General features: G+C 47.0%; 14 protein-coding genes. 5 read left to right on the top strand and 9 right to left on the bottom strand.

Annotated elements, in window-relative coordinates; genetic code table 11:
* Window positions 1–54: 54 nt before the first annotated feature.
* The 4 genes from B5M13_RS33155 (at window position 55) to B5M13_RS33140 (ending at window position 2,943) form a co-directional block, all read left to right on the top strand.
* Window positions 55–342, top strand: coding sequence for a hypothetical protein (locus B5M13_RS33155; RefSeq protein WP_080059720.1), 288 nt, complete (start codon window positions 55–57; stop codon window positions 340–342).
* Between the two features lie 128 nt (window positions 343–470).
* Window positions 471–1,778, top strand: coding sequence for an LVIVD repeat-containing protein (locus B5M13_RS33150; protein WP_080059719.1), 1,308 nt, complete (start codon window positions 471–473; stop codon window positions 1,776–1,778).
* Between the two features lie 12 nt (window positions 1,779–1,790).
* Complete coding sequence (locus tag B5M13_RS33145) at window positions 1,791–2,435, top strand: hypothetical protein (protein WP_080059718.1); 645 nt, start codon at window positions 1,791–1,793, stop codon at window positions 2,433–2,435.
* Window positions 2,436–2,742: 307 nt separating this feature from the next.
* Window positions 2,743–2,943, top strand: a complete 201-nt coding sequence (locus B5M13_RS33140) for a hypothetical protein (RefSeq protein WP_080059717.1) — start codon at window positions 2,743–2,745, stop codon at window positions 2,941–2,943.
* A 75-nt stretch (window positions 2,944–3,018) separates the two neighbouring features.
* Here B5M13_RS33140 and typA read toward each other — a convergent pair whose 3' ends face one another.
* Together typA and B5M13_RS33130 are read right to left on the bottom strand one after the other, a co-directional pair.
* Entirely contained in the window at window positions 3,019–4,833 is a 1,815-nt protein-coding gene (gene typA, locus B5M13_RS33135) for a translational GTPase TypA (RefSeq protein WP_080059716.1), read from the bottom strand.
* 230 nt (window positions 4,834–5,063) lie between these two features.
* Window positions 5,064–5,270 carry a hypothetical protein gene (locus tag B5M13_RS33130; protein ID WP_080059715.1) on the bottom strand — a complete coding sequence of 69 codons (207 nt, stop codon included), beginning with the start codon at window positions 5,268–5,270 and terminating at the stop codon, window positions 5,064–5,066.
* Between the two features lie 72 nt (window positions 5,271–5,342).
* Here B5M13_RS33130 and B5M13_RS33125 point away from each other — a divergent pair, with 72 nt between their 5' ends.
* Entirely contained in the window at window positions 5,343–5,771 is a 429-nt protein-coding gene (locus B5M13_RS33125; protein ID WP_080059714.1) for a gamma-glutamylcyclotransferase family protein, read from the top strand.
* 93 nt (window positions 5,772–5,864) lie between these two features.
* Here B5M13_RS33125 and B5M13_RS33675 read toward each other — a convergent pair whose 3' ends face one another.
* The 7 genes from B5M13_RS33675 to B5M13_RS33090 form a co-directional block, all read right to left on the bottom strand.
* Window positions 5,865–6,161 carry a hypothetical protein gene (locus B5M13_RS33675; RefSeq protein WP_155297375.1) on the bottom strand — a complete coding sequence of 99 codons (297 nt, stop codon included), beginning with the start codon at window positions 6,159–6,161 and terminating at the stop codon, window positions 5,865–5,867.
* Window positions 6,162–6,236: 75 nt separating this feature from the next.
* Complete coding sequence (locus B5M13_RS33115) at window positions 6,237–6,656, bottom strand: hypothetical protein (RefSeq protein WP_080059712.1); 420 nt, start codon at window positions 6,654–6,656, stop codon at window positions 6,237–6,239.
* A 178-nt stretch (window positions 6,657–6,834) separates the two neighbouring features.
* Window positions 6,835–7,704 (bottom strand): dienelactone hydrolase family protein, encoded by an 870-nt coding sequence (locus B5M13_RS33110; RefSeq protein ID WP_080059711.1) that lies wholly within the window; start codon window positions 7,702–7,704, stop codon window positions 6,835–6,837.
* Between the two features lie 170 nt (window positions 7,705–7,874).
* Window positions 7,875–9,173 (bottom strand): metallophosphoesterase, encoded by a 1,299-nt coding sequence (locus tag B5M13_RS33105; protein WP_080059710.1) that lies wholly within the window; start codon window positions 9,171–9,173, stop codon window positions 7,875–7,877.
* A 69-nt stretch (window positions 9,174–9,242) separates the two neighbouring features.
* Window positions 9,243–10,577, bottom strand: coding sequence for a hypothetical protein (locus tag B5M13_RS33100; protein ID WP_080059709.1), 1,335 nt, complete (start codon window positions 10,575–10,577; stop codon window positions 9,243–9,245).
* A gap of 69 nt (window positions 10,578–10,646) precedes the next feature.
* Entirely contained in the window at window positions 10,647–14,081 is a 3,435-nt protein-coding gene (locus B5M13_RS33095) for an efflux RND transporter permease subunit (protein ID WP_080059708.1), read from the bottom strand.
* A gap of 105 nt (window positions 14,082–14,186) precedes the next feature.
* Entirely contained in the window at window positions 14,187–15,314 is a 1,128-nt protein-coding gene (locus B5M13_RS33090; protein WP_080059707.1) for an efflux RND transporter periplasmic adaptor subunit, read from the bottom strand.
* Window positions 15,315–15,342: the final 28 nt, after the last annotated feature.

Below are 15,342 nucleotides of genomic sequence, written 5' to 3'. Positions count from 1 at the left end.
AATCCTCCTGCACCGCTAGCCGGTGAATAGTCATTGGCTACAATTACCTACCCAATGATCCAAAAGACGGTTACGACAGCCGAAGCCGGTTATTCCGAAACCTTATCTTTTGATGGGCTAAATGGTACTTATCGACAGATCAGAAATGGCTTGCCGATTCAAAACAGTACCTATACGTTATCCTTTCCGAAAGGTGGCAGTACAGAGGGTATTATCTATTTCAATAAAGATTCTACCGAGCAATCTTTTCGGCTAGCCGACATGAAGCTTTATCTATCGGAGCGTATTCCAAGGGGAGCCGTTATTGCAGACGGTGCCATGTACGAATACAAACAACAATAATTTGCCCTTTTTGTGTAAGATCAACATTGCCAGGCCGTAATCAGGACAGCCTGGCAATTTTATTTCCCCTACATTCCAACGGTTGGTCATACTTAAGAATCATGAAGTTATCCAGCAGTCATGATTCTATGAAAGCTCCTGTACTTCTATTACTCCTGCCGTTATTCTTTCTGACCAGTTGTACCGACAACTGTGAGCGGACAACAACTTACCGAAAATACACCTCGATTCAGCTACCCATTTCCGACATACGGCAGGCTGTTTCATCGGGTGCGCCCCAACCACTGGTCGAGCCTGGAAAACTATATGTCAAAGATCAGTATCTGTTTATTGTTGAAATCAAAAAAGGAATTCACGTTTTTGACAATAGCAATCCGGCTAATCCGAAAGCAATTTCGTTTCTGAGCATTCCCGGTAATGTGGATATAGCAGTACGGGACAATATTCTATATGCCGATAGTTATATCGACCTGGTCGCTCTGGACATCAGTAATCCAATGGCTATTAAAGAAGTGAATCGGGTTGAAACGGGTTTTATGAGTGGGTTAGTCGGTCGTACTTATTGGTCGTACGATAAAACGAGCATGAAAATTTACGATCAGCGCGAAGAAATAGCTACGACAACAGTAAAAACAGATTGTGAAGGCTCGTTTAATATTCTTCCCTATTTAATCCCCATTGCCTGGTTTGGTCGATATTATGAAAGCCTGGCATTTGCCGATGGTGCTTACAACAGTTCTAAGGCACCGACTACCAACACGCCTACAACAGGCGTTGGCGGCTCAATGGCCCGATTCGCTATTTCCAATAACCAGCTTTATGTGGTTAGTAACAGTACGTTACAACTATTTGATATTACGGACCCGGCCAAACCCACAAAGGGAAAATCAGCTACGTTGAACTGGAACGTCGAAACGATTTTCCCCTACCGAAATAGTCTGTTTATTGGCACCACAACGGGCATGTACATTTACGACGTTACAAGCCCTGCCGAGCCCAAACAGTTAGCCGCCTTTTCACATGTACGTTCTTGCGATCCGGTAGTTGTCCATGATAATTACGCCTATGTTACCTTGCGAGGGACCAGCACCTGTGGAGTTGCCGGTACACAAGACGTACTGGATGTTGTCGACATCAGCAATTTGTCAGCTCCCCGTGTTGCTAAAACCTATCCGCTCGAAACACCCTATGGTCTCGGAATCGACTACCCCGCTTTATTCGTTTGTCAGGGAAGTAAAGGGCTTCGGGTGTTCGATGCCTCTAATCCATTGGATCTGAAACCGCAGCAAACCTTTGCGAATGTCAATGCCTTTGATGTTATACCTATTTCGAAGACGTTGCTAACTATTGGCAAAGACGGCCTCTACCAGTATGATTACTCCAACCCGGCTGATCTGCGCTTATTGAGCAAGATTGCCGCCCAGCCAGCCTATTAACCTTATTCCACCATGAAAATCGTTACATTCCTGACGGTATGTCTGCTAGCTCAGGTAGCCATTGGGCAAACTATAACCACAACAACCAGCCACTGGCGTACGACCGTCGAGATGGGCGTCCAGATGGGTCAGGTCAAACCTGATGTACCGACTGGCTATCCGTATTATGGCTACGATATGATCTACAATCCGTATAACAACTATAATTATTCTTACTATCCTATTCGGGATGCTGGTAATCGGATTGGCCTTACTATCCATGCCTTTACGGGCTATATTGTACGCCCTCAACTGATCACAGGTATTTCGTTTGGTGTAGATTATTTCAACAACTCTGCTTTCTTACCCATCGCAGCAGCCGTACAAGGCGACTTATTTAACCATACCAAGCGGTTGACCCCATTTTATACCCTGGAAAGTGGCTACGCTATCGCTGGGCCTAACCCGCATGGTCGAGAACTGAAAGGGGGGTGGCTACTGAGTCCTGGTGTTGGTATTCGCATCAATAAGGGCAATGGCACTGGCTTTCTGATTAGTGCAGGGTACAAACATCAGGAAGCGAAACAAGTCGCTTCTGTCGATGGCGTACAGCTTCTGGCCCAAACCGAACAACGAGCTTACAATCGGTTATACTTCCGCATGGGTTTCAGTTTTTAATTTTTCATGCTGGAAAATCAATTTGATCAACAATTCATCTATTCTGAAGTTAGATATTTAGAACTGGATGAAAATTGCTCGGAATACATCTAAGAGATCGGATAAATAAATTTTCAAAAATTATTCATCCAAAACAGTAACCTAAATTTGCCTGGTGAGTCTTAATCTAAGGTTAAAATACTTACCGCACAATAAGAAGGCAGGGTGGTATTTGCGCATTTGCCAGTAATATTGACGCAGATTTCAACAAAATGCTGTTGGAACTGCATCCATACCTATTAAAATTTACGAGGAAGCTAGAGCCGTTATGAAAAAGATTAGTGTTGCAGTTATTGGTGGGGTACTGTTTATCGCAGGATATTTCCAAGTACGCCGACAAACAGAGTATGTATCAGCAAAAGCTATGATGGTTAGTCCGGCTCCCGCAGCAAAGCCTATGGCAATTCCATTTAAATCAACTTCAACGTTTGCCTTCCGGCTCGATGCTGCTCTTACAAATAATCATTAACGAATGTTTTTTGTCATAACAAAAATCCCAGATGGGCATCCATCTGGGATTTTTGTTGATCAATACGCTTGCTAACTACGCCATTGCAAATTTGCTCTGATTGCGTTTGCGTTCGTTTTCATCCAGATAGATTTTACGAATCCGCATCGACTTTGGCGTTACTTCAAGGTATTCATCTTTCTGAATATATTCCATATTCTCTTCAAGAGAGAACGAAATTTTCGGAGCAATTTTCACATTGTTATCTGAACCGGAAGCCCGCATATTAGTCAATTGCTTTGCCGTTGTAACGTTAACAACAATGTCGTTCTGGCGAGTATGCTCGCCAATTACCTGACCTGTATAAATTTCATCACCTGGTTCGATAAAGAACGAACCCCGATCCTGAAGTTTATCAATCGAATAGGCTGTAGCTGAACCACTCGTCATCGAAATTAACGAACCGTTGATCCGCTCTGGAATTGGGCCTTTATATTCCTGGTATTCTTTGAAACGATGACTCATAACCGCTTCACCATACGTAGCTGTCAGAACGTTCGATCGAAGACCGATCAGTCCACGTGATGGGATATCGAATTCAAGGTGTTGTAGGTCACCTTTAGGTTCCATAATCAGCAACTCACCTTTACGCTGCGTCGCTAACTCGATCACCTTACCGGCAGTTTCTTCGGGTACATCAACAACCAGGGTCTCGATAGGCTCCAATTTACGGCCATCTTCATCCTCTTTGTACAATACCTGTGGCTGACCCACCTGCAATTCATAACCCTCCCGACGCATCGTTTCAATCAAAACTGACAAGTGAAGAATACCCCGTCCATAGACAAGGAAACGATCTTCACTATCTGTATTTTCAACACGCAGGGCAAGATTTTTCTCGATCTCTTTATAGAGTCGATCACGCAGGTGACGCGAGGTAACGAACTTACCTTCTTTTCCGAAGAAAGGCGAGTTGTTAATCGTGAAGAGCATGTTCATGGTCGGCTCATCTACCGAAATCCGGCTGAGTGGTTCTGGATTGTCATAATCCGTCAGGGTATCCCCAATTTCGAAATCTTCCAGACCCGTTACAGCACAGATATCCCCACACTGAACTTCGCTAACTTTCTGTTTGCCAAGCCCTTCAAATGTGTGTAGTTCTTTAATCCGAACCCGTTTTACCGTACCATCCGATTTTGCAAGCCCCATGCTGGCACCTTCTTTCAACGTACCACGGTGTACCCGGCCAATGGCGATCCGACCTACGAAAGCCGAATAATCGAGCGAAGTAACCTGCATTTGTGGTAAACCTTCACTGATCGGAGCCGCAGGAATATGCTCCACAATGGTATCGAGTAGGTAAGTAATGTTATCGGTTGGTTTCTGCCAATCGGGACCCATCCAGCCTTGTTTCGACGAACCATAAACGGTTGGAAAATCCAACTGATCTTCGGTTGCACCCAGGTTGAACATCAGGTCGAACACCTGCTCGTGAACCTCATCAGGACGACAGTTTTCTTTATCGACCTTGTTAACGATCACAATGGGTTTGAGACCCAGATGGAGCGCCTTGCTTAACACAAAGCGTGTTTGTGGCATAGCGCCTTCGAAGGCATCGACCAGTAGGCATACGCCATCGGCCATTTTCAATACGCGCTCAACTTCGCCCCCAAAGTCGCTGTGGCCAGGGGTGTCGATGATATTGATTTTAACGTCTTTATACCGTACCGATACATTTTTCGAGACAATGGTGATTCCCCTCTCGCGCTCCAGATCGTTGTTGTCCAGGATCAGGTCGCCAAATTCCTGATTCTCCCGAAAGAGCTTGGACGCATGAATAATTTTGTCGACGAGTGTTGTTTTGCCGTGGTCGACGTGGGCGATGATTGCTATATTGCGAATTGATTGCATACAATGTCTGAACCAGGATTTTTGTGATTTAACTGACTGACTTTGATTTTTCTACCAGCCTTCAAAGAGGGCCTAATCAAATTCAGTCAGTTAAATCACAAAAATCCTGGTCATTTTTTCGCAAAGGTACGAAATTTTACGCTGAAACACAGATTTTTACAACTTTTAAAACGAAAAAAGGCCCATTTGAGGGCCTATCTCTGATATAAATACAATTTCTTAACAATTGCTTAATGCTTCGGGCATCCACAGGGATTTTTCTTACGAAAAAGTCCGGTGTTGAACAGACCTCCACGTTTGGGTTTGTACCCTTTGCGTTTACGTCCAAAAATGGAAACTTCTGACGAATTAGTACGAGCAGATGCCTGCGTCTGAACAGGTACATCTATGAACGTTAGCGTGATAGCCATCAGTAAAAGTATGTGCGACTTTTTCATTGATCAACCCTGTTTTTATCTAATAACGTCAAAATTAACTACTTTCGTCGTCCCGTCAGCTTTTTTTATTGAATGACTAGTACTCCCGAATTTCTGATCGTTTACGGCACGCTCCGCTCCCCTTTTGATAATCATTTTGCTCAATATCTACGTCAGCGGGGCCGCTATATTGGCGAAGGTAAATTTAGAGGGCAGGCTTTCGACATGGGCAGTTATCCTGGGGCCATTTACGACGAAGCCAGCCAGGGGTATGTTCATGGCACTGTGTTCAATATAGGCCATCAGAAAGAGAGTATTCTGACCTATCTGGATTACTATGAAGGCGTTGGCGATGATTTCGAGCAGCCGACCGAATTTATACGGGCCGTTATTCCTGTCGAAGTAAACAATGCATTAATCGACTGCTGGATTTATCTATATAATCTGCCAACAACTGAAAAACCACTGATCGTATCGGGTGATTACGCACAGTATATAGGCAATCCTTACAAACCTGTATAATCGTTTAAACACAGAGCCAGGTTAAACACAGAGGTACTTAACTTATCTCTGTATTCAACCTGGCTCTGTGTTTAAACGATAGTTAGTTAGCTACTAGCGCGGACCACGTGCCCGGCCTCCACCGTAACTTCCGCCATAACCCCGTCGAGCGTTCGGGCTGCCTCCGCCATAATACCGGGGAGAAGGGGTGTAATAACGAGGGCGGACAACTTGTGGACGAACCACAACCGGCGGACGATAATAACCATATGGATACCCGTAGCCATAGTACGGACGGCCATAATAACCTCCGTAACCAACCCCTGTGTTTACATAAGCAGGGCCGCAACTAGATACTAGTACAACCAGCAAACTGGCTACTAGCAAAGGCATTACTTTTAAGGTTTTCATATCTTTTAACGTCATTCGTTGAACCATCAATCACGGCTCTAACGGGGTATACCCCGTTAGAGGTACTCATTCAATTTACCAGCGATGGCCACGGCCACCGTAGCCACCTCTCCAACCCTGGTGCCTGTACCCATAGCCGTAATTATAATTTGAATATGGGCGAACAACTACGGGAGGAGCAATAACCACCGGAGGAGGGGGAGGGGCGATTATGACTCGCGGTGGCACAACCACTACGGGCGGTTGCGCTGGATAGGGTCTCCCATATGAATAATAGCCGTTGTTAGGGTAGTTTGGACCGTAGCCATTATTGTAACCTCCGTTATTATAACCCCCATTCGGATAAGGCTGTCCATAGCCATAGCCATTTTGGTAGTTCGGGTTACAGCCATTGCCATTTGGATAGCCCTGACCGTAGCCATATTGAGCAAACGAAACTGTAGCCGCCCCTACTATCAGGCAAGCTACTAAAGAACTCCATGTTAATAGTTTCATCGCAGTGGTAGGTTTTCACCCGGTTTGTCAGTTAGACTGATGAACCACCGTTCCGTTTAATGTAAACAGAATAAAATTGGTTAAAGTTTAATTAAAAAGCCTGACCATCAGATAGTCAGGCTTTTACTGCAAGGGCTAATTTTACACAACAGCGCGGTTTTCGTAAGGTGATTGCTTACTAGGCTTTCAGTTTATCTTTCAGATAGGCCAGGGACAGCTTATACGCATCGGCAGCCGCTTCCTTATCGTAAATGGGGTTGCTCGGATTAGCAAATCCATGATCGGCATCGTACATCTTGACCGTCACTTTTTTGCCTGCTTTCTGCATGTTTTCCTCAAACTGCTTTACCGATTCAGGCGTAATGCCTTTGTCGCGGCTACCAAAAATGCCCAATACATCCGTATGTAGAGTTTTCAGCTTCTCAACATCCTGCTCCGGGCGACCGTAGTACATCACACAGCCTTTTGCCTGCTGACCTTCCATCAGGGCTGATTGCAACGACAGCATACCGCCAAAGCACCAGCCCACACTGGCAAACTCTGCTTTTGGACCGGCATAAGCGATAGCCCCTTTCTGAATGCTCGTCAGCCGCTCTTTACTGGCCGAACTCATCAGCTTACCCGCTTCGGCTCGTTCGGTTGCTACTTTGCCATCGTACATGTCGACAGCCAGTACGTTTACATCTTTCAAGTCGTTATAGAACGCTTCAGCCTGTTGTTTGATATTGTCATTCAATCCCCACCATTCCTGATAAACCAGCAGCCATTTATTCGACGCTTTTTTCGATTTCAGGAAAAAGCCGTTTGCCGACTGTCCATCGGGGGTCGAGAACTTAATCATTTCGCCAGCACCAGCATAGGTAAACGGCAATGGGTTGGCATGCAGGTTCTGAAAAGCCGGATCGGCTGCCATTAAGGCCATGTCATTGGGTGTTGCCGAATCGGTATTATGGCAAAGAGGAATTGTTTTTTGCTCTTCCTGCACAGGTGTGAGGTAGGAAAACAAAGACATAAAGAAGGAAAGTCCAGTAATAAAAATGATTTTCATGTGCGTTTGATGGTTAATTGGTTAGTGTAACGCGTTGATCAGGCGGTTGGTTATAACGACAATTGGGTAAACTGTAAACGTTTCGCCTACAATTTACCCAATTGTCGTTTTACTTCGCACATCCTGGTATCTGTAACCACCCAGTCATTCGCACGTATCTACTTGATTGATCAGGCTTTTACTAACTCGAAAATGGTGATTTCAGGCAAAATACCCACCCGGCCCGGATAGCCAATATAGCCATAGCCCCGGTTCACATACAACCGTTGATCACCTTCCTGGTATAGTCCGGCCCATTGGCGGTAAAAGTACTGTGCCGGACTCCAGCGTACGTCGCCCACCTCAACACCAAACTGAGCCCCATGCGTATGCCCACTGAACGTAACGTCGATATCAGGATATTTAGGTCGAACTTCAGCATCCCAATGTGTAGGGTCGTGGGAGAGGAGTAGCTTAACGGGGTATTCGCTGGTTCCCTGATAGGCCTTTGCCAGATTACCAGCCCGTAAGGCCGCCGGGCCAAAGCCAAGGTTCTGTACGCCAATCAGCGCGATTTTATCGCCGTTTTGTTCCAGAATCTTGTGCTCGTCCATCATGATGTTCCAGCCCATTTGCTTATGAGCGGCTACTACGTTCATCACGTTTTGCCGCTCAGCCTGAACGCTCGGCCACTGTACATATTTGCCGTAATCGTGGTTGCCAAGCGTTGAATACACACCTAGCGGTGCTTTCACTTTGTCGAATACATCAATGTAGCTATTTACTTCCTCGGCATGACTATTCACCAGATCGCCCGTAAAAAATACCATGTCGGGCTTTTGTTTCAGCAACATATCCACCCCGCCCCGAACGGCCGTTTTATTGAAAAAACTACCCGAGTGAATATCCGAAATCTGGGCGATGGTCATTCCGTGGAAACCGGATGGCAGATTTTTTAACGGAAGTTTAACCCGGCGAATCCGGTAATCATGGGCGCCCGACAAAATTCCCCAGGTAAACCCAACCAGCGGTACCGTACCGACTACCAATGCCGTTTTCATCAGAAAGTCAGAGCGGGAGATAGCATCATTAGGAATTCCGTTTACGTTGTCAGGGATTGTTTTTTGAGCCGAATCCACCACGGCTTCTCCAACTTCAGGCTTATAGAAAAGTGATACAAGCCAGCGAAAAAAACGACCAATATCATCAATGAAAATAATGAGCATGGCGAAAATCTTCGAAAAATAGGGGATGGCAATAGCTGCCCATAGAAAGGTTCGGGTGTTTCGGCTGATTGAATCGGGGGGGATCAACTGCATGGCCACATAGAGCATCAGCGACAGGGCCGTAAATCCCCAGAAGATAAACGTTATAATACGCTGAGTACTCTCGGTTGCGGTTCGGCTGAGGGTCTTCACCGCCTGGAACACATACCAGTCGATCAGCAGAAGAATGGCAGGGAGAATAAGCAATAAGGAGGTACGGTTCATGAAGGAATAAGCTAATAGATGGCTAACGGAATGAGCATTCGTAAAGTTTATCTGACCAGGCGAGTTTCCTTACTCAACTTTCTCAAATTCAATGATATGCTCAGACATATACTCACTTTTTTCGGGTTTTATGTTTTTAATGAACAAGCGGGCCCGCTTTCCTAATCGCAGGCAGGTGTTTTTGTTCGAGACATCTTCAGGGGTATTCATGGGCTGGAGCGATGGATACCACAGAAAATAACCTGGCTTATCGAGCAAAAGCTTCGGTTTGGTCCAGTCCTGCGATTGAAATGCTTCGCCCAAATCCTTGTTGGGATTGAACGAAATGTAAATGCTGCTCCCCGCCCACGATGGGCCGGTAGCCTTGGCCATCAGCATGACCCAACAGTTTAGATACGTATTCCAGCTAACGGACGGCCCCCAGTGAAACCCTGCTTTGGGCGATGAAGCAGGCCCACCTCCTGCATTCATTGGGATTTGTAAAGAAAAAACCGGAGAACCTACCCCATTATAGGGAGCATTGAAGCCTTTACCATCCCAGCGACGCGCTTTACCAACCGGATTATCCAGATCACGTAGCCGAATGCGGGCAATACTGACGCACTGCCCGCTCCATTCTTTATGTGGATCATAGCTTTTTTCGCCGTACTGGCCTGGATAGCCATATTCTCCGTAAAAAAGGTACAGATAGTCCCCACTCGCTACGGCTGATGGATCGCCAACGCCACCGGCAAAGGTTTTCGAGGTGTTTTGCGGCTTCAGAATCATACGGGGTTGCAGGTCTTCAATAAAGATTCCTTTGTTTTCCCACGACCTGCCGCCATCGATCGATTTCATGATTCCGATTCGGCACACGGCGGCTGGCGATGTAGGCCCTGTTATGCCCTGTGGCCATTTTTCAGCGTTATACCCTTCGCCTGTTGCTGCATTGTAGGGGAGCGTAGCGGGATAGTTTTCGTTATGATAAACCGCATACAGTGTTCGGCCTGATTGATCTTTGGCATCCTGATATACGGTTTCGAACCAAACGGCACCGTGTAAACCGGGCGTATTCACCGGCACATTTTTGGGCATGAGCGGTTCGTGAAAATCCGTCGCTTTACTGGCAAACGCTTCTTCGGCATGCTGTCCATCGGCAAATTTCAAATCGCGGGCGTCGCCCCATAGTGGATCTTCGCCGTACTTACCCGGAAAGATTCGGAAGGTATCACCAACCCAGACCTCGGCCATATTACAATCGACAAACGAATTGAACAGGACTTTTTTCGCCGGAATCAGTCGGTATGTTGGGGTACTCGCTACGGTTTCATCTGCGCTCTTTTTGCCCGAGCAGGCAGCGATCAGGCTACTCGTCAGGAGCAGAATGATCGGGTATTTTCCAAAGTCTGGCAGGGTTCGTCTCATCAGGCTAGTGTCTAAAAAACAATGTCAACGAGTAAAACCCGTTGACATTGGTACCTACTTATTTAATCGTTACACTAGTTCTTCTTCCGGCTCTTCCTGCATGGCTAAGGCGGGATCTTTCTTGCCGAACCATTTCATCCGAATACGCTCATTGATCCAGTACATACAGGGCACAACTACCAGCGTCAATGCGGTTGAGAACGTTAATCCGAAGATGATGGTCCAGGCCAGGATATTCCAGAACACGGCGCTATCGCCACCAATGACTATGTGTGGATCGAAGTCACGGAACAAACTCACAAAATCGACGGTAATCCCGAAAGCCAGCGGAATCAGACCGAGTACAGCCGCCGAAGCGGTCAGCAATACCGGCGTTAGACGGATACCCCCAGCTTCGATGATAGCTTCCCGCAGCGGAACGCCCCGCCCACGCAGCTCTTCGATAAATTCGATCAGCAGAATCCCGTTTTTCACCACGATACCGGCCAGCGCAATAATACCAACCCCCGACATGATAATCGAGAACTCCTTATTGAAGACGACGAAACCAAGCAGCACCCCAATCAGTGAGAAGAGAATGGTTACGAAGATGATCATCGGTTTCACAACCGAGTTGAACTGAGTGGCCATAATCAGGTAAATCAGCATCATGGCAATACCAAAGGCCGATACCAGGAAGTTCATCGACTCCTGCTGGTCTTCCTGTTCACCACCCATTTTAACGGTGTAGCCATTGGGCACATCGATCTCCTTCACAACTTCCTGAATTTGCGCTACAATCTGGTTGGCATTGTAACCCGGAACTACATCGGAACTCAAGGTGATAAGCCGCTCCTGATTTTTCCGGTTGATCTGGCTGAACGTCGTCGAATAGCTAATATTGGCAATCGACGTAATCGGCACCTGACGAAGCTGCCCACCCATCACCATATCGCGATACACTACGTTCAGGCTCAGCAGCCGATCAATCTGGCTACGATCGTCGGGTTTCAGACGAACCATGATTGGGTATTCATCTTTCGCATCCCGGAATTTCGACACTTCGGTTCCAAACAAGGCTGTCCGAATCGCCAGCGCAATCTGCCCCGATGAAATCCCTTCGCGTTCGGCCTTTTCCCGGTCGATGTCGATAACAATTTCGGGCTTGTTGGTAATCAGATCGGATTTCAACTGGTCGATACCCTGAATACCGGCCTGAGCAATTTTCTGCTTAACCAGGTTCTCCAGTTTCTTCATTTCACTGAATTCCTCACCCGCTATCTCGATGGCAATTGGTTTACCCGTTGGCGGTCCATTCGACTCCCGCTCGACCGAGATTTCACTACCCGGCAAACCGCGCATGGCTAACCGTACTTTGTTCAGTAGCGAATCCGTCGAAATACCATGTCGTTCGGTATTGGGTTTGAAGGCAACCGTAACTTTCGACTTTTGTGGTGTGGCCGAACGGTCGGGGTTCATTGGATCACCCGCGTTTTTACCCACGTTCGAGATGACCGAGTTGACAATATCCGTTGCGTTGTTCTCTTTCAGAATCTTAAACACCCGCTTTTCAATCACCTTCGTCACTGAGTCGGTCACGCGTGCATCCGTACCTACGGGCATCACATTATAGACGTAGATATAATCGGGTTCGCCACTTGGAAAGAAGAGTACTTTGGGCTTGGCAATTCCGACAATAATAAAGGTCAGAATCAGCAGACCGAACGTACTGAGAATAGCAAATACCGGACGCCAGCCAGTCAATATCCAGGAAATTAACGACCGATACCCGTTTTTCAGCTTCGGAAGCAGATTTTCCTGGAAAGGCACGATTAGTCGTGGCGTCAGTATATAGTGATTGAAGGTGTACAGGATAATCAGCAACACAAACAGGTTACCAATACCCCGGTCGATCACATACCCGATACCCGCCAGCACGGTCATGATAATCAGTGGGCGCTTAATTTCCTGAAACCCTTGTTTATCCTCATGATGATCGTCTTCATGGCGTTTCATGAATGTAACGGCAAACACCGGGTTGATCACATAAGCCACAAACAGAGAGGCAAACAGAGTCAGAATGAGCGTCAACGGCAGGAACTTCATAAACTCACCCACAATTCCTGGCCAGAACAGCAGCGGGAAGAAGGGAGCAATGGTCGTCAGCGTACCGGACAATACAGGTACGAATACCTCTCCAGCTGCGGCTTTTACAGCTTGTCGGATATTCCAGTCTTTATGATCATTAAAGAGACGGTGTGCGTTCTCGATAACCACAATGGCGTCATCGACCACCAGTCCCAAGCCTAGCAGGAACGCGAACAGTACCATGATGTTCAACGTAAACGAGGTGCCGACTACAGGCCCTAAAACCGGCATGAGTACAAAAGCCACCAGTGCCGAAAGCGGCACGGATAAACCGACGAAAATAGCATCCCGAACGCCCATGAAGAACATCAGAACCAATACAACGAAGATGAAGCCCAGTACAACGGTGTTCACCAGGTCGTTCACACTTTCACGTGTACGTTCCGACTGATCGGCCGTGATTTTTACGTCCAACCCTTCCGGGAAACGAGTTTCCTTATATTCTTCAATGGTTTTTTCAATGCGGTCAGCCGCCGAAATCAGGTTGGCACCCGCCCGTTTGATGACGTTCAACGTAACAACCGACTTGTTATCTAACCGGGCAAAATCCTGTTGTTCTTCAAAATTGTCCCGCACTTCGGCAATATCGCCGAGCCGAACCGTAGCGCCAGTGGCCGTTCGAATCTGGAGGTTCTGAATCTGAGCGACATCCGTAAATTCACCTTTCACCCGTACCGTTCTGCGAACACCGTCTACATTGAGTTCACCACCCGATACGTTGATATTTTCGCCCTGAATAGCCTGCTGAATATCGGTAAACGCCAGACCTGCCGACTGCATCCGAGGCAAATCCACATTGATCTGAATTTCACGGGTCAGCGCTCCGACGATGTCCACCCGACGGATTTCGGGCATTCCTTCAATTACATCCTGCAAGTCTTCAGCGTACTCTTTCAGTTGTTTCAGCGAGAAGTTACCGGCCATGTTGAGGTTCATGATCGGCATTTCCGAAAAATCGACGTCCTGCGCTGTCGGTCCCGAATCCAGTTCTTTTGGCAAATCAGGTTTTGCTTTGTCGATAGCATCCCGAACCCGTTGCAACGCAACCGACGACTCGACATCCGGGTTAAATTCAACCAGAATAACCGACACGTCCTGCAAGGCATTCGATTTAATTCGCTTTACACCCGAAATGGACTTTAACTGCTTCTCAATCTGTTTGTTAATCGTATTTTCAATATCGGCTGGAGCCGTCCCTACATATACAGTATTGATGTAGACCTGGGGAACTTTGATATCCGGGAATTGCTCCTTCGGCATATTATTGTACACAAACAACCCACCCAGCGTAATGAGGAAGGTGAAGATGTAAATAGCCGTCCGGTTCTCAACGCACCAGTTGGTAAATCCGAGGGTTTTATATTGTTCAAATTTCATAAATCGTGGTCATTAATGGTCATTGATTGGCATTTGTTGGCATTCAATCGTCGCTAGCTCGTTATCGATACATGACAATCTATGACAACGAATGTCGATTAATGACTAAAAACTGATTTGTTGTCCATCAACCAAATCCTGATAACCAGCCGTAACGATCTGATCGCCCGCCTGTAACCCTTGCGTCACCTCAATCTGACCACCGTACGACTGGCCTGTTCTCACCGTTTTTGCTTTCGCCACTTTTTTACCGCCCTCATTGACTGCTACATAAACCAGTTGACCTTTTTCCGTATCCTGAATCAGATTTTGGTTAATCACAATTGCTTTTGCCTGCGTTTTATCATTGATTTTGATACGGGCCAGCATATTGGGTTTCAAGGCGTTGTCGGAGGGTAGGGGAGCCTCGATGGTAAAGGTCCGCGTTGCCGGATCAACCGTTGTCGCTACAAACGAGATGGTCGAGTTCAGCTTTTTGTCCAGATCTGGAAAATCAATCTGAACGGGATCGCCTTTACGCACACTTCCCGAGTAGGTATCCGACACTTTTGCCACCGCTTTCAACTGTGACAGGTTGACTACCCGAACCAGCCCAACACCCGGCATGGCCGACTGCCCAATCTTAACGGCCACCTGATCGACAACTCCCGAAATCGGAGACGTAACCGTCGACTGGCTCAATTGAGCGTTCAGCGTAGACAAACGGCGTTCGAGTGACTCCTTATTGGTTTTGGCCTGTAAGTATTGCATCTCAGTGCCAATCTGCTGTTTCCAGAGGTTAGCCTGCTTTTCGTACATGGTATTTGCCAGCGTCAGTTGGGTTTTCAGTTCCGCAATCGACTCCCGCAAAAGCTGATCGTCGACTTTCGCAATGGCCTGTCCGGCTTTTACATAATCGCCTTCTTTCACATAAACCGCCGTAACGACACCGCCCGATTTTGGCGACACCTGTACATTATTCTTGGCGTCGATTGTACCCTGCAATTCCACAAAGTGACGGAACGTGCTGGCAGCTATTGGCGAGACAGCTACTTCTTTTACCCGCCCTTCTTCTGCTTTTTTCGGCTCCAGCTTAGCCAGTTCAGCCTCCAGCGATTTTATCTTGGTTGTTAGTTCGGTCTGTTGCGACTTCAGTTCATCCAGTTCCGCGTGTTTGCTTTGCAGGTCTGATTTTTTTTCCTGTGAGCAGGCGGCAAGAAGGCTCACGAGGGCAATGATGTAGTATGGTTTCATTTTGACTAGTAACGTTTTAACATCTTAT

This window comes from Spirosoma aerolatum (genome assembly GCF_002056795.1).
Taxonomy (GTDB): domain Bacteria; phylum Bacteroidota; class Bacteroidia; order Cytophagales; family Spirosomataceae; genus Spirosoma; species Spirosoma aerolatum.
This window is presented reverse-complemented; position numbering and strand designations above follow the sequence as displayed.